We start from the raw sequence: 20,992 nt of genomic DNA, 5'->3' as shown, positions 1-20,992 counted from the left end.
GACATTTTCACTATGGTAATTGAAGTTTGTATTTTTTCCATACAAAAATGGATTTTCATACAAGCTGAAAAACAATAAAAGCTATTTTTACAATAATGAACGAAGTATTATTAAAATATCTTCCGGAACAGGCCGCAGACCCTTGTCATGAACTTATCAAAGTAAATGGCGTGAACCTGAAAATAGTTAATCAGAGGGTGACCAGACATGGAGATTACAGACTAATGCCTAACGGAACACATCAAATTACAGTTAATGCCACGCCAAATAAATATCGTTTTTTAATTACACTTATCCATGAAATTGCACATTTGGTAGCCTTTGAAAAATATGGCAGAAGAATAAAACCTCATGGTAAGGAGTGGAAACATACCTTCCAGTACCTTATGCTTCCTTTTATCCGTCCGGAAATTTTTCCTTCGTCTCTATTGCCCCTCCTGGCAAGGCATTTCAAGAATCCCAAAGCCAGCAGTACAACTGATTCTGATTTGGCTATGGCTTTGAAGTCCTTTGATATTAAAACAAATAAAACACACGTTTTTGAATTACCTTTTGGGAGTACGTTTAGATTGTACAATGGAAAACAATTTAAAAAAGGGACGAAAAAAGTAAAACGATACGAATGTATTGAAGTTTCCACAGGAAGGATATACCTGTTTCAGCCTCATGCCGAAGTAGAACTGATAAAAAATTCAATAGGATATGAATAAAAACAGCAATTATTATGCGGTCTTGATGGCTGGAGGGGTGGGTTCCCGTTTTTGGCCGGTTAGTACATCGGCATACCCGAAGCAATTCCATGATATGTTGGGAACCGGCGCTACACTTTTACAAAAAACCTTTAGTCGGCTCAACAATTTCATACCTACCGAAAACATATTGATCCTTACGAATGAAAGGTATAATGACCTGGTTTTGGAACAACTTCCTATGATAAGCGCAAATCAGGTGATTTTGGAACCTGTAATGCGTAATACTGCGCCTTGTATTTTATATGCGGCGCTGAAAATTAAGAAAATGAATCCTGATGGATTGATGATAGTGGCTCCCAGCGATCACTGGATAGAAGATGAAAAGGCGTTTGAACTCAATGTGAAGATTTGTTTTGATAAATGTGAAAAGGAGGAGGTAATATGCACTCTTGGAATAAAGCCTACTTTTCCCAATACTGGTTTTGGTTATGTTGAATTTGAAAAAGCAGATGCTCAGAAAACAACTTCCGACTTATTTACGGTTAAGCAATTTAGAGAGAAGCCTGATTATGAAACGGCTAAGTCATTTTTGAAACAAGGAAATTTTCTTTGGAATGCCGGAATTTTTATTTGGAGTATCAAGGTTATTTTGGATGCATTCAAAGAATTTCAACCTGTGCAATATGAATTGTTCAATACGGGATTTGATATGTTCAATACCGAGGGTGAAAAAGATTTTATAGCTAAAAACTATTCAAGAGCAGATAATATTTCAATAGATTATGCCATTCTTGAAAAGGCAAGATCAATATTTGTTCTTCCTGCAACTTTTGATTGGAATGATTTGGGCACCTGGGGTTCGTTGTATCATAAACTGGAAAAAGATGAAGATGATAATGCTACTGTTAATGGTAAAGTTTTAGTTGATGGCGCCTCAGGAAACATGATTCGATTACCTAAAGATAAACTTGCTGTCATAGATGGTTTAAAAGACTATATCATTGTTGATAAAAAGGAAGTATTGATGATTTATCCTAAATCCAAAGAACAAGCTATTAAAAGTGTTTTGGCAGAAGTTGAAAAACGATTTGGAGATCAATACATATAATTATGAATGAGAATTATGACAAGAGAAACCCTTTATCGGATTCTGATGAGAAACTTAGCGGGGAAAAAGCTAAAGAGGATTTTCAGGGATTTATAGGAAGCACCAGGAAATTTCTTTCCGGCCTGCTAAACATACGCAGGGATACCGATCAGGTAGCTACCAGGGAAGCTATTATTGCAGACATTCCTTTTAAAGGACATACCATTTGGATATTAATATGTTCAATATTTATAGCTTCAGTTGGGTTAAATGCTAATTCTACGGCGGTTGTAATTGGAGCAATGCTTATTTCCCCTTTAATGGGCCCAATTTTGGGTGTAGGGATGTCACTTGCCACAAACGACATTGATACGCTAAGGCGTTCTTTGAAAAATTTTGCTGTAATGGTGGTTATTAGTATACTCACGGCATATCTATTTTTCGAATTCTTTCCGTTACGCGATGAATCTTCTGAATTATTGGCCAGAACTGAACCGGATATCAGAGATGTGTTAATCGCTTTCTTTGGTGGGTTCGCCTTGGTCATAGCGAGAGCAAAAAGAGGAACGGTGGCTACGGTTATTTTTGGTGTGGCTATTGCAACAGCGTTAATGCCACCGCTATGTACCGCAGGTTTTGGATTGGCTATCAGTAATTGGGAGTATGCAACCGGGGCAATGTACCTTTTTATAATCAATACAATTTTCATCGCCCTTGCAACAGTAATTGTACTCAAAATTCTTCGTTTTCCAATGGTGCGCTACATGCATTCGAAAAAAAGACAATTTTACGCTCGGATTGCAACTTTAATTTCTATCCTGGTCATGATCCCTGCCATAATTACCTTTTTTAATGTTTGGCAGAAATCCCAATATATGAGTCAGGCACAGGATTTAATTCAACAGACCATAGCAGTATATAAGTTCAGGGATCGGGGAAGATATTTAGATAATCTGACTAAGATTAACTATGATAAGAAGGGCGGTTCTTCCATTGAATTAGTTTGTATGGGAGATGAACTTATACCTGATAATGTTATAGCCAGCTGGATGGAACAAAAAAATTCATTTTCCCGACTAAAAGACACAGAACTAAGAATAGTTCAGGGAGGAAGGGACGATACTGAAATAAAATTTAATTATATAAATGAATTATATGAATCAAAGAAGGCGGAATTATTAACCAAGGATCAGCGCATAAATTTTTTGGAAACCGAATTGGCCAAAATGAGTAAACTTAGCACCAAGCAAATTCCATTTCAACAGATTAGCGCAGAGGCTAAAGCCAATTTTGACAACCTGGATAGTCTTGGGTTTGCCTATACAATAAGAACTGACTTTTCAAAGATTGACACAATTCCGGTTTTTAATGTAGTTTGGAAGAAAGGCACCAGGAAGCAAGATATAAAGCAAAATAGCCAAAAACTAAGTAATTGGTTGAAGTTGCGTTTGAATGATAATAAAGTAATGGTAAAGTAAAAGCCGGTCTAATCTCGCTCTTCAATATACATTTGTCTTACTTTCTTAAATAATTCTGAAGAATAGACAAAATTAGTAACCGCTTCATTATCAGTTTTAAAAATTTCGTCTTTTGTACCTTCCCATTCTTTGATGCCATGTTGGAGAAAGACTATTTTTTCACCTATTTCCATTACAGAATTCATATCGTGGCTATTAATCACTGTAATAATATCATACTCCTTTGTGATCTCCTGAATTAAGTTGTCTATTAAAATCGCCGTTTTGGGATCCAAACCCGAGTTAGGTTCATCACAAAATAAATACTTTGGATTCATAACAATTGCCCTTGCAATTGCAACTCTTTTTTGCATACCTCCGGAAAGTTCGGCTGGGTATTTTTTATGCGCATTGACCAGGTTTACTCGTTTCAGTACAGTATTCACCCTGTCTTCCATTTCTGAATGGGACTGCTGGGTAAACATATCCATTGGGAACATTATATTTTCTTCAACCGTCATCGAATCAAATAATGCACTGCCCTGGAATACCATCCCCATATCCTGTCTTAAATCTCGTTTTTCTCTATCAGACAGCTTAGAGAAGATTCGACCGTCATAACTAATTGTTCCGGAGTCGGGGACAACTAAACCCAAAAGACACTTCATAAAAACTGTCTTACCCGAGCCACTTTGACCAATAATAAGGTTGGTTTTTCCTTTTTCAAAGGAAGTAGTTATACCTTTTAATACATGGGCATCTCCAAACGATTTATTTAAATTTTTTACTTCTATCATCAGCCTAATAAAAGTTGTGTGAGAACAAAGTTTGATATAATGATAACCACACTTGTCCATACAAAAGCGGTTGTACTTGCCTTACCAACATCCAGAGCACCACCTTTCATATAATACCCATGAAAAGATGGAACTGTTGCTATTATAAAAGCAAAAACAACAGATTTAATAAAGGAATAAGTCACATGGAAAGGAATAAAATCTAATTGTATACCTTGAATAAATTCAGTAGATGTGCTGTAATTCCCCAAAGTATTCGCAACTAATCCCCCAAAAATTCCTACGTACATAGATATAGCAATTACGAAAGGATAGAATAACATTGCGATTATTTTAGGGAAAACCAGATAATTGAGGGAGTTAACCCCCATAACTTCCAAGGCATCAATTTGCTCTGTTACGCGCATTGTACCAATGCTGGAGGTAATGTAAGAACCCACTTTACCTGCCATTATGATCGATGTAAATGTAGGTGCAAACTCAAGGATAACGGATTGTCTGGTAGCAAATCCAATCAGGTCTTTTGGGATCAATGGATTTGTAAGGTTTAATGCCGTCTGAATGGCCACAACACCCCCAATGAATACAGAAATAAATATTACGATTCCCATGGAGCCATAAATCAACTCATCAATTTCCTTTAAAATCAGCGACTTCATAATTGACCACTTTGTAGGTTTCTTAAAAACCTCTCGAACCATAATGGAATAGCTGCCAATTGATGAGATATATTTCATGAAACTATGCGATAATTTTGGTTGTAAAAATAGTAATATTAGCCTTCATTTAGCCTCCATTTAAAATTTTAAAACTTAATTTCGATATTTTTAAACTTTTAACTTAAGCAATATGTTTCCGAAAAGCTATTTCTTGTCTGTTTTGTCAATTGGTTTATTCTTAATATCCCCGGGCGTGCATAGCCAACGAAGGGCTAAAAAATCGGACAAGGTTGAAGTTTCTCCTCGTTTAAATACCATGCCGAAATTGGTTGTTGGTATTGTTGTGGATCAAATGCGATATGACTACCTCACACGTTTTTGGGATCATTATGGTGATAATGGCTTTAAACGATTTGTTAATAAAGGCTTCAATTGTAAAAATAATCACTTTAATTATGCTCCGACTAGTACCGGTCCCGGACATGCATCTGTTTACACAGGTGCCACACCAGCAATACATGGAATAATTGGAAATGATTGGTATGATAAGGAAAAAGACACAATGGTCTATTGTGCTTCAGATGATTCGCAAACCTCTGTTGGGATAGTTTCAGATGCCGGAAAAATGTCTCCACATAGGATGACTGTTACTACAATTACAGATCAGTTGCGGTTGCATACTCAAATGAAGAGCAAAGTCATTGCCATTGCACTCAAGGATAGGGGTGCTGTACTCCCCGGTGGTCATACTGCTAATGCTGCATATTGGTTTACGGGAGGTGACCAGGGCAAATGGATTTCCAGCACTTTTTATATGCAGAATTTGCCGGAATGGGTAGTAAATTTTAATGCTTCTGATAGGGTTGAGAAGTATATTAAACCTTGGAATACCTTGAAGGATATTTACTCTTACAAAGAAAGTGGCCCTGATAGCAATAGTTATGAGGGACTTTTCACAGGAGAAAATACACCTGTTTTTCCGCACGACCTTCCAAAATTGTGGGATCAAAACAGTAAATATGATTTGCTAAAGGTAACGCCCTTTGGGAATAGTATTACTGCAGATTTCGCCCTGGAAGCATTGAAAGGGGAGCAGTTAGGAACAGATGATATAACAGACTTTTTAACGATTAGCTTTTCCAGTACAGATTATGTAGGCCATTGGTTTGGTGTAAATTCGAAGGAAATACAGGATACTTATATTAGGTTAGACCTTGATTTAGAGCGCATATTTGAATTTTTGGACACTAAAATAGGAGAGGGAGAATACACAGTTTTTCTTACCTCCGATCACGGAGCAATTAATGTTCCTGCTTATTTAAATGATAAAAAAATACCTGCGGGGTATATTAACAGGGCAGATATCGAATCTCAATTGGGAGATTTTATTAAGTATAAATATGGTTCTATGGATTTGGTGAAAAATTTTTCCGGCAGCCAGATTTTCCTTGATCATAAAGTGATACAAAATTTGGATTTAAGCGTTAAGGAAGTCCAGGAGACTTTGGCCAATGAATTACTTACGTATAACGCTTTTTCCAAGGTATATACAGCTTATCAATTGCGTAATAATGAGTACGGCACCGGAATTCCATATATTATCCAAAATGGGTACAATATGAAGCGATCCGGCGATATTTTTATGGTGTACAAACCAGGAAGTATAAATTATAGTAAAACAGGTTCCACCCATGGATCTCCACAAATATATGATACACATACCCCTTTGCTCTTTTATGGAAAGGGCATCAATCCGGGCGCTACTGCTAATAGAACAGAGATTCCCGATATTGCGCCAACATTAGCTGTTTTACTGGGCATAGCTTTCCCTAACGGCACAACCGGAAAGCCAATTAGTGAAGTATTAGAATAATTTGGCAAAGATATTTTTCCATCGGAGCCTGCGGATAAATTTACCTTCTTCTTTAGAAACCAAATAGGGTAGTTTCTTTTTTTTGGCCATCTGATAGCCTCTTATTGTGTCTGAAAACAATCCTGGATCCTTTCTTTTTACGCCCATCTTCAATGATGCAATAAGACTAATCCAATAGCCATAGCGCATGCGATACATGGCTTCTCCCTGCAGGTAGCGAGCCTTCTTGTTATAGGCAAGACCAAGAGGTCGCAAGTGTTTAACTTTTAACGAATCATCAGTTAATATGCTAAATCCATTATATTGAGCCAATAGTTCATCAACAGTATCCCAGCCCATGGAATTCTTTAAACCGCCTATAGCTTTATAACAGGCATTTGTATAGCTTTTAAAAGCACCCCGAACGTGCTCCTTATTCATGGGGTGATTTAATTTCCACAAACCTTCCGAGTCTTGCTCATAGGCAAAACCTCCTAAAATACCTGCTTTGGAATCTGAAGCAATGAGTGTTGCAATTTTTTCAAAATAATTTTTCGGGAGCACAATGTCAGCATCGAGTTTGACAATGAAATCGTAGTTCTCGTCTAAATGTTTATAACCTGCATCAAAGGCATCTACAACTTTGGCACCGGGCATATGTAGTTTAGAAGAAGATTTGTTAACCTTTTGAATACGTTTATCCTTTTTGGTGAATCTATCTATTATAGCCTCCGTGTTATCAGTTGAATTATCATTCACAACCAAAATTTTGTCGGGTAACATGGTTTGTGAAAGAACAGCATTGAGCGTTTCTGCTAAGTAGGATTCTTCATTATGTGCGCAGATGACGATATAATAATTCACAATAGAGGGTATTATTTTTCCGCGGTTTAGGATTTAGTATATTCCGGGAGGTGTTTTCTTTCCGCATAAACAATGTAATAACGCGGAGTAAATAGTCTTAATAAAGGCCGTAGACCTAATTTCTTAACGGGATTAGTCCAGCTGAAAGAATCTTTAATTTCCCAGCCGGCTTTTTCGAGCACCCAATTAAACTGCCAGGCCTCAAATTCATGGTAATGTCTGTCCCAGGGATCAGTATTACTTTTGTAGGCCTTTGAAAACCAGAGCCTTAAGGGGACGCTTGCTACGATTTTGCTCGCTTTAATTTCCCTCAATACATTGTAAGGAGCCACAAGGTGTTCGAAGATTTCAAAAGCTGTGACGACAGTTGCATCTGAATTCTTGATAAATTCAAAATCCAAATCCAGGTCTTCCCCCTTGGTATTTTCCACAGAATAACCTTGTTCTGTCATGATTTGAGAAAATGGGTTTGCAACCCCTAAATCTAAAATGGATTCCTTAGTACTGATATGTTTTTGAAGAAAGGCCAAGGTGTTTTTATACCTTTTGCCGGGAAAAGTTTTTTCGTACATATTTTCAGCATCTATACACTATGGCGTTGATATTCATACCTGCGCCAACACTGGCAAAGATAACAACATCCCCTTTCTCTATATGCTGATTTTCTATTTTTCCGGTTTTAACCATATGAAACAATGTAGGAACCGTTGCTACAGAACTGTTGCCCAATTCACGGATGTTCATAGGCATAACCCCTGAAGGCATTTCCAAGTCATAGGATTTGTAAAATCGTTCTACAATAGCTTCATCCATTTTTTCATTTGCCTGATGTATAAATATTTTCTTTACATCTTCAATTGCAATTTCGCTTTTATCCAAACATTGCCGCATCGCATTGGGTACATGATTCAGGGCAAATTCATAAATTTTGCGACCATACATTTTTATGTATTGCGTATTATTGGAGCACGCTTTATTGTGCGACTGGCCTAAAAATAAATAATAAGCTTCTTCATTAGAGAATGTGGCGGAACTATGCGCAAGTATCTCTCCGGAATCTGCAGAATCTTCAATAATACAAGCTCCTGCACCATCTGAATAAATCATTGAATCCCTGTCGTGTTGATCAATCACCCTGGAAAGTGTTTCTGCTCCAATTACCAGGCATTTTTTTGCTATCCCGCTTTTGATAAATGCGTTTGCCTGAATAACGCTTTCAATCCAACCAGGACAGCCAAACAACATGTCATATGCCACACAAGCCGGGTTTTTAATTCCCAGTTTATGCTTTACCCTGGTGGCTAAGCTGGGAACAGTATCTCCCTGAGAATTACCGTAGCTTACATTCCCAAAATTATGGGCGAAAATTATATAATCAAGTTCCTCAGGATCAATCCCTGCATCTTCAATTGCATCACGCGCTGCGAAAAATCCCAGATCTGATGTGTTCTGTTCTTTTTTTGCATAGCGTCTTTCGGCAATCCCCGTTATTGCCTTGAATTTTTCTATGATTACCTCATTGCTATAATCAAATGGTGCTCCTTCACTGGTAAGGAAATTATGCTGCTCAAAATCTTTATTCTGTGTGGCGACTGATGGGATAAAACAACCCGTACCTGTAATGCCAATACTCATATTTAATGGAATGATTTTATTTATTTTTCAAACTAATAAAAAAAAAGTCCCAGAAAAAGTAAACCTCTTTTTTAAATACGATGTCCAAAAGAAACAATCCACGGTCAAATAATTTCTTTAACTCTTGTGCAACCTTTGAAATTACTATTTATGGCTAAAAGCTATGCCTCAATATACGCTTCAATTGGGGCACAGGTACATATTAAATTACGATCTCCATAGGCATCATCGACCCGTCTGACGCTGGGCCAAAATTTATTTTCATTTACATAGTTTAATGGGAAAGCGGCCTCTTGTCTGGAATAAGGGAAATTCCAAAAATCACTGGTTACCATATGCAAGGTATGCGGTGCATTTTTCAGAAGATTATTGGAATCATTAGATGAAGACCGATCAATTTCTTCCCGTATGGATATCATCGCATCACAAAATCGATCTAATTCATCAAGGTTTTCACTTTCCGTTGGTTCTATCATAAGGGTACCTGCTACCGGAAAGGATACGGTAGGGGCGTGAAAACCATAGTCCATTAAACGTTTCGCGATATCCGTTACCTCTATTCCGTTTTTCTTAAAGGGCCTGCAGTCTATGATCATTTCATGGGCGGCACGTCCACTTTCTCCCGAGTAAAGAACATCAAATTTTCCACTCAGTCTGTTCTTTATATAGTTTGCATTGAGAATAGCAATTTTGGTGGATTCAGTTAACCCCTGTTCTCCAAGCATTTTAATATAACCATAAGAGATTAAACAAACCAATGAACTACCCCATGGCGCTCCTGAAATTGCGGTAATTGCTTTGTCACCACCAGTCTTAACAACCGGATTTCCGGGGAGGAAGGGTACTAACTGTTTGGCAACGCAAATAGGTCCAACTCCCGGTCCGCCACCTCCGTGAGGTATAGCGAAGGTTTTGTGGAGGTTAAGATGGCACACGTCGGCCCCAATGGTAGCCGGATTGGTTAAACCAACCTGGGCATTCATATTAGCGCCATCCATATACACTTGCCCACCATGATCATGTATAAGTTGAGTTATCTTTTTGATCGAGGATTCAAATACTCCGTGTGTTGACGGATATGTCACCATTAACGCCGCCAAATTTTCTGAATGCATTTCTACTTTTTCCTGTAAATCCCCTATATCTATATTGCCGCGCTCATCTGTCTTTGTCACGACAACCTTCATCCCTGCCATTACAGCAGAAGCCGGATTTGTACCATGTGCAGATGCCGGAATAATGCATATATGCCTATTGTGTTCACCCCTGGATTCATGATATGCCCTTATGGTCATCAATCCGGCAAACTCACCCTGCGCACCTGAGTTGGGTTGTAAAGAAGTACCGGCAAAACCAGTGATTTCTGTTAAATCTCTTTCGAGCTCCCGGAGTATTATTTGATAACCTTCTGCCTGATCAACAGGAACAAATGGATGAATATTACCCCATTCAGGCATGCTTAACGGCAACATTTGGCTGGCAGCATTTAATTTCATTGTGCATGACCCAAGCGAGATCATAGAGTGGTTCAAAGCCAGGTCTTTGCGCTCTAATTTCTTGAGATAACGCATCAATTCTGTTTCTGAGTGGTACGAATTAAAGACCTCATTTTTAAGGAAGGGGGTGTCTCGTTTTAGCGTAAATGGAATAACCTGATTTAAGTCACCTTCAAAAAGTCTAATTTCTTTAACCGCTGCTAATTCACCAAAGCAGTTTAATATAAGTTCTATATTCTCAGTATTTGTTGTCTCATTGACAGATATGGAAACCGTATTCTTATCAATATAGTTGAAGTTAACACAATTTTTTTCTGCTATTTCTTTTAGCGATTCAGCATCTTCCACTCTTATCTTAATAGTATCGAAATAAGAAGTGTTTAATTGTTCAAATCCTTGTTTTTCAAGGGATTGACTTATTATACGGGTATTGTGATGAACTTTTTCAGCTATTCGTTTTAACCCTTTTGGTCCATGATATACGGCATAAGCTCCGGCCATAACCGCCAGCAATACTTGCGCTGTGCAAATATTAGAGGTGGCTTTATCTCTTTTTATATGTTGTTCCCTGGTTTGTAGAGCCATGCGTAGTGCCTGATTCCCGTCGGTATCTTTGGTAACTCCTATAATTCTTCCGGGAATATTTCTTTTATAGGCTTCCTTAGTGGCAAAAAAAGCGGCATGAGGGCCACCATAGCCCAAAGGAATTCCGAAACGCTGCGTAGTACCAACAACTACGTCCACGCCAATTTCCCCCGGAGGGGTTAATAAAACCAAACTGAGGATATCAGCAGCTACAGCAACTTTAATGTCTTTTTCATTAGCCTTCTGGACAAAATTTTTATAATCATTTACCTGGCCAAATTTCCCCGGATATTGTAACAGGGCCCCATAAAATTCTTCACCGAACTGGAAAGATTCGTGGTCTCCGATTTCTAATTCAATTCCCAGTGGTTTTGATCTTGTTTGTAGTAGTGACAGTGTTTGAGGCATTACCTCATCAGACACAAAAAATTTAGTGATCTTATTTTTCTTTTGATTCCTGGTCCGGACATCAAAAAGCATGGTCATCGCTTCAGCAGCAGCTGTACTTTCGTCTAAAAGAGAAGCATTAGACAATTCCATGCCGGTAAGATCGCAAATCATGGTCTGGAAGTTTAATAAGGCTTCTAATCTGCCTTGTGCAATTTCTGCCTGATAAGGGGTGTAAGCAGTATACCATCCCGGGTTTTCAAGAATATTCCTTTTAATAACAGCCGGTGTTATACATTCATGATAACCAAGACCAATAAAAGTTTTAAATATTTTGTTTTTTGATGCAAGGGAGTTAATATGAGTGAGGAACTCATGTTCGCTCATTTCATTGCTAAGTTCCAAAGGATTTTGGAGTCTTATGTCATTGGGAATTGTTTCATGAATTAGTTGATCTATACTTTCCACACCGATGGTCTTAAGCATTTTTGGCAGATCTTCTTTTCGTATACCTATATGTCGGGAAGCAAACAGGTCTGTGGTCATAATTCCAGATTTTTTTTAGCTAAAATAACAGTTAGCAAAATTAGGAATTAATTCCGGTAAAACAGGCTATTTCAGAGCGCAGGAGACTAAAGTTTTTAACGAAAATCATGCGTTATGAACAGTTTGGCTATTTTTGTTTAATGGGATGGTTGACCCGAGTTTTTAGATTTTATCTTGATGCCAGCATTCACGTGGCATTTGCTGTGATTAGCCTGTTATTGGCAACCACTCTTTTCTTAAACATTTCACCTGGACAACATTTAATTCAATTCGTCTTTTTTGGCACTATTCCCACTTATAATTTTATAAAATATGGTGTAGAAGCAAAAAAGTATATCCTTTTAAAAAATCACTATCACAGGCAGATACAAATCTTCAGTCTGATTATGCTGATAATTGCCGGGTATCATTTCTTTTTTTTGAGTTACGAACTGTGGTTTATCTGTTTTGCGCTGGCATTATTAATTGGTTTGTACGCGTTGCCGGTTTTTCCGATGTATAAAAATTTGCGGAGTTTGGGCGTCTTAAAAGTGCTATTAGTGGCACTCGTATGGACAGGAACCACGGTCATTATTCCGGTAATAGCAGCAGGTATTTTAGTTTCGTGGGACATTTATATTTTAATAATCCAACAACTTATCCTGATTTTAATATTACTAATTCCATTTGAGATAAGGGATTTAGACTATGATCAACTCAACCTTAAAACTATTCCCCAGCGCTTAGGAGTTACAAAAACTATTCAACTGGGGATACTCTTGACAGTTATTTTTTTTTTGATGACTTTTCTTAAGGATAGTGTAACGCAATTGGATATTATCGGAAGAGCTATTTTATTCTTAATTCTGCTTGGGATGCTCTTTCTTACACGCAGGCATCAATCAGAATATTTTGCCTCTTTTTATGTAGAAAGTATACCTATTGGCTGGTTGGGGATTCTTAAAGTTCTGGAGAATTATTTTTAGATAAAATTTTGCATTTTTTCTCTCATTGCGTTCTTTTCTGCTATTGAAAGACTATGCAAATTTCCCTTTTCACAAAGAATGGTCAATTTTTTGTTCCTTTTAGAAAATGTGGCACAGGTTTTACAATACAAAAGGTGAATACCAAGTTTAATTTGTTCTAGAAACGAGGCTTCCCTGTATTGCTTTTTATTGCAAATTTCACTTGCTTTTTCGCAGTTAATCATGATTTAAACCAATTTTCATTAAGGCAACCCATTAGGTTTGTCCTGGCTCTGTGTACCATTACCCAAAGGTTAGACGGATTAATGCCTAGTTCATTACATATATCTTCTGTACTTAATCCGCGTATTGTTTTCATAACAAAGACGGCAGATTGTTTTTTGGGAAGCAAAGAAATACATTCCTGAATGGCTAGTCCCAATTCTTCATTTTCTATTGCATCATTCTCAAGTGTACTAATAGGATCAGCAACTCGTTCCTCCAGCCAGTCGCCTTCAGCATCACTTTGACCACTGTAATTCATACGTACTTCAGCTTTACCTTTTTTTGAATTTATTTTGCGGTAGTGGTCAATAACCTTCCGTTTTAAAATTGCAATAAGCCAGGTCCGTTCAGAGGCCGTACCTTTAAAGTTTTTTGCAGATTTTAAACCAGACAGAAATGTTTCTTGTACCAAATCTTTCGCGATCTCAGCATCGCTAACTCTCGCAACAGTATAGTTGAAAAGATAGTCTGCGTAAAGGTCAACCCAGGAATCAGGGTTTAATTGATTTGCTGTCATTTGGATGCTTCTATAAACCAAAAATATATTAATTTTAATGAATATATTAAAATTAACCACAATACCCTTCATTATGAAAAATATAGGATATCTCCTGCTTCTTTTAATTGTCCAGGTTAGCTGTACCCAATCGAAATCAATGTCTATAAACGAGTTTACGGCTCAAGATCTTGAAAATGCAGTTCTGATTGATGTTAGAACCCCTGAAGAATATGCTGATGGGCATCTGGAAAATGCGATTAATATTAATTGGTATGATGAGGATTTTATAGATCAATTCAAGGATATAGAAAAAGGGAAAACTGTTTATGTCTATTGTAAAAAGGGCGGACGCAGTTCGAGCGCAGCTGAATTGCTAAACTCTTCGGGCTATAAAGATGTAGTTGACCTCCTGGGAGGCTATGATGCATATTTGGCAAAGAATTGACCTAAGCCGTTTTTTTTGTGAGTCCGGCTCGCTCTAACAGGGCTTCAATTTTTGGCTCCCTTCCTCTAAAGCGTTTATAGAGAACCATAGGTTTTTCGGTTCCACCTTTGGACAGGATATTATCTCTGAATTTTGTAGCAATTCCTTTATTGAAAATACCTTTTTCTTTAAAATAATCAAAGGCATCTGCATCCAGTACTTCTGCCCATTTGTAACTGTAATACCCCGCGGAGTAGCCACCTTGAAAGATATGGGCAAAAGAAGTAGTCATGCAGGTCTCTTGGTTGGTTGGGTATAATGATGTTTCTTCAAAAACTTTTACTTCCTGTTGCTTCACATCCATTATTTCTGATAGATCCGATCCATGCCAGGCCATGTCCAGGAATCCGAAACTTAATTGTCTCAATGTGGCCATTCCTTCCTGAAAAGTTGCAGATTCCTTTATGCTTTCGATTAATGACATTGGAATCTGTTGTTCGGTTTCATAATGCTTCGCAAATAGTTCCAGGGCTTCTTTTTCGTAACACCAGTTTTCCATAATCTGGCTGGGTAATTCAACAAAGTCCCAATATACCGAAGTGCCGGATAAACTAGGATAGGTAGTATTTGCCAAAATCCCGTGAAGCGCATGACCGAACTCGTGAAATAAGGTTGTAACCTCATTAAAGGTTAATAATGATGGTTTGGTATCAGTTGGTTTGGTAAAATTGCACACAATGGAAACCTGGGGTCTTTCACTCCGGTTATTTAAAATATACTGGGGTTTAAATGAAGTCATCCAGGCACCTGCACGTTTCCCGGCTCGGGGGTGGAAATCGGCATAGAAAATGGAAACAAAATTATGATCCTGATCATAAATTCTATACGTCTTAACATCCGGGTGATATTTATCTATATCGGTTACTTCTTCAAACTGTAATCCGAATAATCTTTTTGTGATTATAAATACGCCCTCAATAACGTTTTCGAGTTTAAAATAAGGCTTTAGCATTTCATCGTCCAGGCTAAAAAGCTTTTGCTTTAATTTTTCAGAATAGAATGGACCGTCCCAGGATTGCAATAGTTCTATTCCATCTAATTCTTTTGCGAAATCGGAAAGTTCCTTAAATTCAACTTGCGCTGCAGGCTTTGCTTTTTGAAGTAATTCTTCCAGGAACTCGTTTACTTTTTTAGGCTTTTCAGCCATTCTCTCTTCCAAAACGTAGTGGGCATGAGTTTTATACCCCAGCAAATTTGCTCTTTCGTGCCTCAATTTCGCAATTTGTCTAACATTATCCTGATTGTCCAGTTCGTCATTGTGAAAACCTTTGCTTCCAAATGCCATTGCAAGCTCTTTTCTAAGCGCCCTGTTTTTGGCATATTTCATAAAAGGAATATAACTCGGGTAATCAAGGGTTATAATCCATCCCTTTTTACCTTTTGTTTTTGCCAATTGTGCTGCGGTATCTTTTGCGCTTTCCGGAAGTCCATCTAGGTCAGCTTCATTTGCAATATGCATTTCATATTTATTCGTCTCTTTTAGAACGTTTTCACCGAATTTTAATTTTAGTGTTGCAAGGGCAGCATCAATTTCCCTAAGGCGTTTTTTATGATCTTTATTGAGATTCGCGCCATTTCTGCTAAAACTTTTATACTTTTTATCAAGTAAGGTTTCTTGTTCTGCTGTAAGTTGATAGTTGTCTTTATTCTCAAAGACCGATTTCACCCTTTTAAATAATTGTTCATTAAGAGTAATGTCGTTACTAAACTCCGAAAGTAAAGGCGATACTTCCTGTGCAATCTCCTGAAGTTTATCATTAGTCTCAGCCGAGTTAAGGTTAAAAAACAGGCTGGTAACCCGGTCCAGGTGCTGTCCGGAAAATTCTAAAGCCTCTATAGTATTCTCAAAAGTAGGTGCTTCCTGAGAACTGGCTATGTCATCAATTTCCTTACGTGCCTTTTCCATGGCCTCAATAAAGGCCGGCATAAAATGTTCATTCTTAATACGAGAAAATGGAGCAGTATCAAATGGGGTTAATAAGGGGTTCATATACGGAATGCTATGTTTTTAAAATGCTTTTAGACAGGGGTTTAACATTGTAAGGCAAAGCCGCGTCTATTATTTATTCTTATTTATTTCGCGGGTGCTTTTAATCACTTTGTCTTTTAGTCCTTCTTTATATAAAAGAACTTTGTCCATTACGCACTTGTCGCTGCTTCCAATGATCTGTGCTGCAAGTATGCCTGCATTTTTACTGCCATTGAGGGCTACAGTTGCAACAGGTACGCCTCCGGGCATTTGTAAAATTGAAAGAACAGAATCCCAGCCATCTATAGAATTACTGCTTTTAACAGGGACCCCAATAACTGGAAGTGGAGAGAGTGAGGCTACCATTCCCGGTAAGTGAGCTGCACCACCTGCACCTGCAATAATAACGGAATAACCATTTTTATGTGCTTCTTTGCTAAATTCAAATAGTTTATCCGGTGTTCGGTGAGCAGATACAATATCGACATCTACTTCAATATCAAATCCCTTCAAAATATCAACGGCTTCCTGCATTACAGGTAGATCACTTAGGCTACCCATGATTACGGCTACTTTGCTCATTTTTTGTTATTTACTTATTACTTTAATCGTTTTTTTGACTTTTTCCGCTATTTCCCTTGCCTTATTTAAGTCTTTATTTATAATGGTTACATGACCCATTTTCCGAAATGGACGAGTTTCCTTTTTACCATAAATATGAGGTGTAACTCCTGTGAGTTCAAAAATTTCTTCAATATTTTGATAAATTACATTTCCGGTATATGCCTCTTCTCCAACCAAATTTACCATTACACCTGCCAGTTTACTCTCTGCACTTCCCAGTGGAAAACCCAGGATGGCCCTCAGGTGTTGTTCAAATTGATTAGTGTAACTTGCTTCAATACTATAATGACCGCTATTGTGAGGTCTTGGGGCTACTTCATTTACTAATATTTCATCTTCAGCAGTTTGAAACATTTCCACGGCCAGCAGGCCAACATGATTTAATTTTTCTGATAATCTTAATGCAATTTTCCTTGCCTTTAAGGCAACTTTATTATCAATTCTGGCAGGGCATAAGACGTATTCCACCTGGTTAGCCTCAGGATGAAACTCCATTTCCACAACAGGGTAAGTAGTTACTTCTCCTTTTACATTTCGCGATACTATAACAGCAAGTTCGTTTTTAAATGGGATGAGTCTTTCCGTTATACATTCTACATTTGGCAGATTTTCAAGGTCTTTTGGAGAACGAACAATTTTCACTCCCTGACCGTCATATCCAAATTGTGCACTTTTCCATACAAAAGGTAATTCTAAACCTCCATGGGCAATGCTATCCTTAATTTCACTTGTATATGCAAATCTCGAAAAAGGTGCAGTCGGAATTTTATTGTCAATATAGAACAACTTCTGTTTGGCTTTATTTTGAATAGTTCGCAGTACTCTGGAAGAAGGGTAAACCTTTTTACCAATACCTTCTAATTTTTCAAGTGCGTCTATATTTACATTCTCAATTTCGATAGTAAGTAAATCTACCTCCTTCCCAAAATTGTAGACGGTTTCAAAATCCATCAATTGCCCTTGAACGAATTCATTACAGGCAATCTTGCAAGGGGCATCAGGAGATGCATCCAGTACCTTGGTATAAATATCAAATTTTCGTGTTTCGTATAAAAGCATTTTACCTAATTGACCACCTCCAAGTATGCCCAACTTAAAATCGGAAGAAATGAAATTCATGGACTTATGCTTTTTTTAAGTGCTAAAGACTGATTTTGCTGGCTACAAAAATACATCTAAATGTTAGAATCTGTTGTCCTAAGCCCAAAAAAGAGAAAGCAAAATACTATCTTTGCCATCCTATAAAAACAATTACCAGTGATAAAGCTGCATGACAAAATGTTTAAGCCATTTCTTAAAGAGGAAGAAATTCAGCTTGCCGTTAAGAGAATTGCAGATGATATCGCTAAGGACTACAAGGATGAAGTACCAATTTTTGTGGGAGTTCTGAATGGGGCCTTTATGTTTATCTCCGATCTATTGAAACAATATCCCTATCCATGTGAGGTTTCATTTGTAAAATTAGCTTCATACCGGGGACTGATATCCACGGGAATTGTAGAAACACTGCTGGATCTTCCAGAAAACCTGGAAGGGAGACGAGTTATTATTGTAGAGGACATTATAGACACAGGGAGGACTTTACAGGAATTGGTTCATTTGTTTTCTAAAACCAATGTTAAGGAGTTTAAAATTGCCAGTCTCTTTTATAAACATGAAATATATAATGGAGAATATCCCATAGACTATATTGGTATAGAAATACCAAATAAGTTCATAGTGGGTTATGGATTGGATTATAAAGAGCTGGGAAGGAATTTGAGAGATATACACCAATTACACCAATACCATATGATTAATCTTGTACTTTTTGGAAAACCTGGCGCTGGTAAAGGAACACAAGCAGCATTTTTAAAGGATCAATACAATTTAAAGCATATCTCTACCGGAGATGTTTTTAGATATAATATTAAAAACAAAACCGAACTTGGCAGATTGGCGCAAACCTATATGGATAAAGGAGATCTTGTTCCTGATGAAGTGACGATTAAGATGTTGAGAGATGAAGTTGAGAAGCACCCGGAAGCCAATGGATTTATTTTTGATGGCTTTCCCAGAACCGTTGCGCAGGCCCAGGCCTTGGATAACCTAATGGATTCTAAGGATATGCAAATTGATGCCACTATCGCGCTTGAAGCCAATGATGAAGAACTTGTTCAGCGCTTATTGGAGCGCGGTAAAATAAGCGGAAGGACAGATGATCAGGATGAGGACAAAATCAGGAATCGTTTTGAAGAGTACAATCAAAAAACAGCTCCTCTGAAAGATTATTATCACTCTCAGGGTAAATTCCATAGCGTAAATGGGATAGGTGCAATAGACGAGATTACAGAACGCCTTGGGAGCGTAATAAACACGCTGCAGGTAGAAGGTTGATTGAGCTTTACAATCTAAACCAAAACATACTTTTACTTTTTTAAAGGGAACTTTGAACTATGACCGAAGGGAATTTTGTGGACTATGTTAAGATGCAGGTTTCTTCTGGTAATGGAGGAAAAGGTTCCATGCATTTACATAGAGAGAAATATGTACCAAAAGGGGGCCCCGATGGAGGAGATGGTGGTAGAGGTGGCCATATCATTGTACGTGGTAATCAAAATCTATGGACACTCCTGGGATATAAATACAAGCGTCACTTTAAAGCCGGACATGGGGAACACGGCAGTAAAAATAGAAGTACCGGTGCTGACGGACAAGATATATTTTTGGAAGTACCATTGGGCACGGTTGTAAGGGATTCTTCAACGAATAAGGTTCTTTTTGAAATTACGGAACATGGAGAAGAAGTAATTGCTGCAGAAGGAGGGAAAGGGGGACGAGGTAATTGGCACTTTAAATCTCCCACAAACCAAACACCCAGATATGCACAACCCGGAATTCCAGGTGAGGAGAAGCAATTGACATTAGAATTGAAGGTTTTGGCAGATGTTGGGTTAGTAGGCTTTCCCAATGCCGGAAAATCTACATTATTATCGGTAATAACATCTGCGAAACCGAAGATTGCTGACTACGAATTTACCACCCTTAAGCCAAATTTAGGGATTGTAAAATATCGTGATTATAAGAGTTTCGTTATGGCAGATATCCCCGGGATAATTGAAGGAGCTGCCGAAGGCAAAGGATTGGGACATTATTTTTTGCGACATATAGAGCGAAATTCTATTCTGTTATTTTTAATACCGGCAGATAGCAATGATATTAGCCAGGAGTATCAAATTTTGTTAAATGAACTAAAAAGGTATAATCCTGAACTGCTTGATAAAAACAGATTGGTGGCCATTTCTAAATCGGATATGCTTGATGATGAGCTAATCAGGGAAATGAAAGTAGAATTGGATAAGGACTTATTAGACACACCTTATTTGTTTATTTCGTCTGTTTCGGAGTTAGGGCTTAATGAGCTAAAAGATCAGCTTTGGTTGCTTTTGAACGATTAAAACCTGAATATCTCAACTTCTTTCTTAATTTTATATAAAATTGTCTATGAAATATATAATGATCTTTTTGGTTGTTATATGCGCCTTTTCCTGCAGTTCGGTGCGTGTGAACTATGACTATGACAAATCTGTGAATTTTGCTGATTACAGCACCTATAATTACTATCCTGAAATACAAACCGGGTTGACTGATTTGGATTCAAAAAGGCTCTATAATGCAATTGATTCAACGATGCAATTGCGTGGGATATTATTAGCTGAAGAACCGGATTTTTATATCAATATTCAAAGTAGTTCATATGTAAAACCAAATAACAGTACAGTAGGTGTTGGCATAGGGGGTACAGGAGGTAATGTGGGTGGAGGTGTTTCAATTGGGGTTCCCATAGGGGGCGCAAACCTCGAACGTGAATTAATATTTGATCTGGTGGATAGCCAAAAGGATGCCTTGATCTGGCAGGCTGTAAGTCTTAGTAATTTTAGTGAGAATAATTCGCCAAATACCAGAGAAAGGAAGCTTTATGAAATTGTTGCCAAAGTATTTTCAAAATATCCACCGGTACCAAAGAACACCAAAAAAAAGTAGGCTGAAATAATGGATTGATACATGAATTTTATCCTCGTTTTACCATTATAACTCTAGCATAAAGACCCTTGTACTTCTGAAATCTTACCATAGAACACTAATTGGAT

The 20,992-nt window shown here is 37.7% G+C and carries 19 protein-coding genes; 9 read left to right on the top strand and 10 right to left on the bottom strand.

Annotated elements, in window-relative coordinates; all coding sequences use genetic code 11:
• The first annotated feature begins 95 nt into the window (after nucleotides 1-95).
• The 3 genes from Q0X77_RS02880 to Q0X77_RS02870 are packed head-to-tail and all read left to right on the top strand — an operon-like array spanning nucleotide 96 to nucleotide 3,257.
• Nucleotides 96-710: a SprT-like domain-containing protein gene (locus tag Q0X77_RS02880; RefSeq protein ID WP_297792738.1), complete on the top strand. Its 615-nt coding sequence runs from the start codon at nucleotides 96-98 to the stop codon at nucleotides 708-710.
• Complete coding sequence (locus Q0X77_RS02875; RefSeq protein ID WP_297792736.1) at nucleotides 703-1,800, top strand: mannose-1-phosphate guanylyltransferase; 1,098 nt, start codon at nucleotides 703-705, stop codon at nucleotides 1,798-1,800. The genes Q0X77_RS02880 and Q0X77_RS02875 overlap by 8 nt, the downstream gene beginning before the upstream one ends.
• A 2-nt stretch (nucleotides 1,801-1,802) precedes the next feature.
• Nucleotides 1,803-3,257 (top strand): DUF389 domain-containing protein, encoded by a 1,455-nt coding sequence (locus Q0X77_RS02870; protein WP_297792733.1) that lies wholly within the window; start codon nucleotides 1,803-1,805, stop codon nucleotides 3,255-3,257.
• 8 nt (nucleotides 3,258-3,265) lie between these two features.
• Here Q0X77_RS02870 and Q0X77_RS02865 read toward each other — a convergent pair whose 3' ends face one another.
• Together Q0X77_RS02865 and Q0X77_RS02860 are read right to left on the bottom strand one after the other, a co-directional pair.
• Nucleotides 3,266-4,033, bottom strand: a complete 768-nt coding sequence (locus Q0X77_RS02865) for an ATP-binding cassette domain-containing protein (RefSeq protein WP_297792730.1) — start codon at nucleotides 4,031-4,033, stop codon at nucleotides 3,266-3,268.
• A complete protein-coding gene (locus Q0X77_RS02860) occupies nucleotides 4,033-4,770 on the bottom strand; it encodes an ABC transporter permease (protein WP_297792727.1) in 738 nt (245 codons plus the stop codon). Before Q0X77_RS02860 ends, Q0X77_RS02865 begins: the two co-directional genes overlap by 1 nt.
• Nucleotides 4,771-4,882: 112 nt before the next feature.
• Here Q0X77_RS02860 and pafA point away from each other — a divergent pair, with 112 nt between their 5' ends.
• Nucleotides 4,883-6,565 (top strand): alkaline phosphatase PafA, encoded by a 1,683-nt coding sequence (gene pafA, locus Q0X77_RS02855; protein WP_297792725.1) that lies wholly within the window; start codon nucleotides 4,883-4,885, stop codon nucleotides 6,563-6,565.
• Here the strand turns inward: pafA and Q0X77_RS02850 are convergent.
• From Q0X77_RS02850 to gcvP, 4 genes are all read right to left on the bottom strand, one after another.
• Nucleotides 6,557-7,408, bottom strand: a complete 852-nt coding sequence (locus tag Q0X77_RS02850) for a glycosyltransferase family 2 protein (protein ID WP_297792722.1) — start codon at nucleotides 7,406-7,408, stop codon at nucleotides 6,557-6,559. The genes pafA and Q0X77_RS02850 overlap by 9 nt on opposite strands.
• Before the next feature lie 26 nt (nucleotides 7,409-7,434).
• Nucleotides 7,435-7,980: a methyltransferase gene (locus Q0X77_RS02845; RefSeq protein WP_297792720.1), complete on the bottom strand. Its 546-nt coding sequence runs from the start codon at nucleotides 7,978-7,980 to the stop codon at nucleotides 7,435-7,437.
• 4 nt (nucleotides 7,981-7,984) lie between these two features.
• Nucleotides 7,985-9,043, bottom strand: coding sequence for a 3-oxoacyl-ACP synthase III family protein (locus Q0X77_RS02840; protein WP_297792717.1), 1,059 nt, complete (start codon nucleotides 9,041-9,043; stop codon nucleotides 7,985-7,987).
• A gap of 161 nt (nucleotides 9,044-9,204) precedes the next feature.
• The gene (gene gcvP, locus Q0X77_RS02835; RefSeq protein ID WP_297792715.1) at nucleotides 9,205-12,057 is read right to left on the bottom strand and encodes an aminomethyl-transferring glycine dehydrogenase; all 2,853 of its coding nucleotides are present in this window, start codon (nucleotides 12,055-12,057) and stop codon (nucleotides 9,205-9,207) included.
• Nucleotides 12,058-12,164: 107 nt separating this feature from the next.
• On the opposite strand from gcvP, the gene Q0X77_RS02830 reads away from it, so the two are divergent.
• Nucleotides 12,165-13,022 (top strand): hypothetical protein, encoded by an 858-nt coding sequence (locus Q0X77_RS02830; RefSeq protein WP_297792714.1) that lies wholly within the window; start codon nucleotides 12,165-12,167, stop codon nucleotides 13,020-13,022.
• Nucleotides 13,023-13,242: 220 nt separating this feature from the next.
• Here Q0X77_RS02830 and Q0X77_RS02825 read toward each other — a convergent pair whose 3' ends face one another.
• Nucleotides 13,243-13,803 carry a sigma-70 family RNA polymerase sigma factor gene (locus Q0X77_RS02825; RefSeq protein ID WP_297792711.1) on the bottom strand — a complete coding sequence of 187 codons (561 nt, stop codon included), beginning with the start codon at nucleotides 13,801-13,803 and terminating at the stop codon, nucleotides 13,243-13,245.
• Nucleotides 13,804-13,876: 73 nt separating this feature from the next.
• Between Q0X77_RS02825 and Q0X77_RS02820 the strand changes: the two genes are divergently transcribed.
• A complete protein-coding gene (locus tag Q0X77_RS02820) occupies nucleotides 13,877-14,230 on the top strand; it encodes a rhodanese-like domain-containing protein (RefSeq protein ID WP_297792708.1) in 354 nt (117 codons plus the stop codon).
• Between the two features lies 1 nt (nucleotide 14,231).
• Here the strand turns inward: Q0X77_RS02820 and Q0X77_RS02815 are convergent, their stop codons facing one another.
• From Q0X77_RS02815 to Q0X77_RS02805, 3 genes are all read right to left on the bottom strand, one after another.
• Nucleotides 14,232-16,259, bottom strand: a complete 2,028-nt coding sequence (locus tag Q0X77_RS02815; RefSeq protein ID WP_297792705.1) for a M3 family metallopeptidase — start codon at nucleotides 16,257-16,259, stop codon at nucleotides 14,232-14,234.
• 69 nt (nucleotides 16,260-16,328) lie between these two features.
• Nucleotides 16,329-16,820 carry a 5-(carboxyamino)imidazole ribonucleotide mutase gene (gene purE / locus Q0X77_RS02810; protein WP_297792702.1) on the bottom strand — a complete coding sequence of 164 codons (492 nt, stop codon included), beginning with the start codon at nucleotides 16,818-16,820 and terminating at the stop codon, nucleotides 16,329-16,331.
• 6 nt (nucleotides 16,821-16,826) lie between these two features.
• Nucleotides 16,827-17,981, bottom strand: a complete 1,155-nt coding sequence (locus tag Q0X77_RS02805) for a 5-(carboxyamino)imidazole ribonucleotide synthase (protein ID WP_297792699.1) — start codon at nucleotides 17,979-17,981, stop codon at nucleotides 16,827-16,829.
• 138 nt (nucleotides 17,982-18,119) lie between these two features.
• On the opposite strand from Q0X77_RS02805, the gene Q0X77_RS02800 reads away from it, so the two are divergent.
• The 3 genes from Q0X77_RS02800 to Q0X77_RS02790 are packed head-to-tail and all read left to right on the top strand — an operon-like array spanning nucleotide 18,120 to nucleotide 20,885.
• Nucleotides 18,120-19,238: an adenylate kinase gene (locus Q0X77_RS02800; protein ID WP_297792696.1), complete on the top strand. Its 1,119-nt coding sequence runs from the start codon at nucleotides 18,120-18,122 to the stop codon at nucleotides 19,236-19,238.
• Between the two features lie 59 nt (nucleotides 19,239-19,297).
• The gene (obgE, locus tag Q0X77_RS02795; RefSeq protein ID WP_297792693.1) at nucleotides 19,298-20,299 is read left to right on the top strand and encodes a GTPase ObgE; all 1,002 of its coding nucleotides are present in this window, start codon (nucleotides 19,298-19,300) and stop codon (nucleotides 20,297-20,299) included.
• Between the two features lie 46 nt (nucleotides 20,300-20,345).
• Nucleotides 20,346-20,885, top strand: coding sequence for a DUF4136 domain-containing protein (locus Q0X77_RS02790; RefSeq protein ID WP_297792690.1), 540 nt, complete (start codon nucleotides 20,346-20,348; stop codon nucleotides 20,883-20,885).
• The last annotated feature ends 107 nt before the right edge of the window (nucleotides 20,886-20,992 follow it).

It is taken from the genome of uncultured Eudoraea sp., assembly GCF_947258925.1.
Lineage (GTDB): Bacteria > Bacteroidota > Bacteroidia > Flavobacteriales > Flavobacteriaceae > Eudoraea.
The sequence above is the reverse complement of the archived record's forward strand: the minus strand, read 5'-3'. Positions and strand labels throughout refer to the sequence as shown.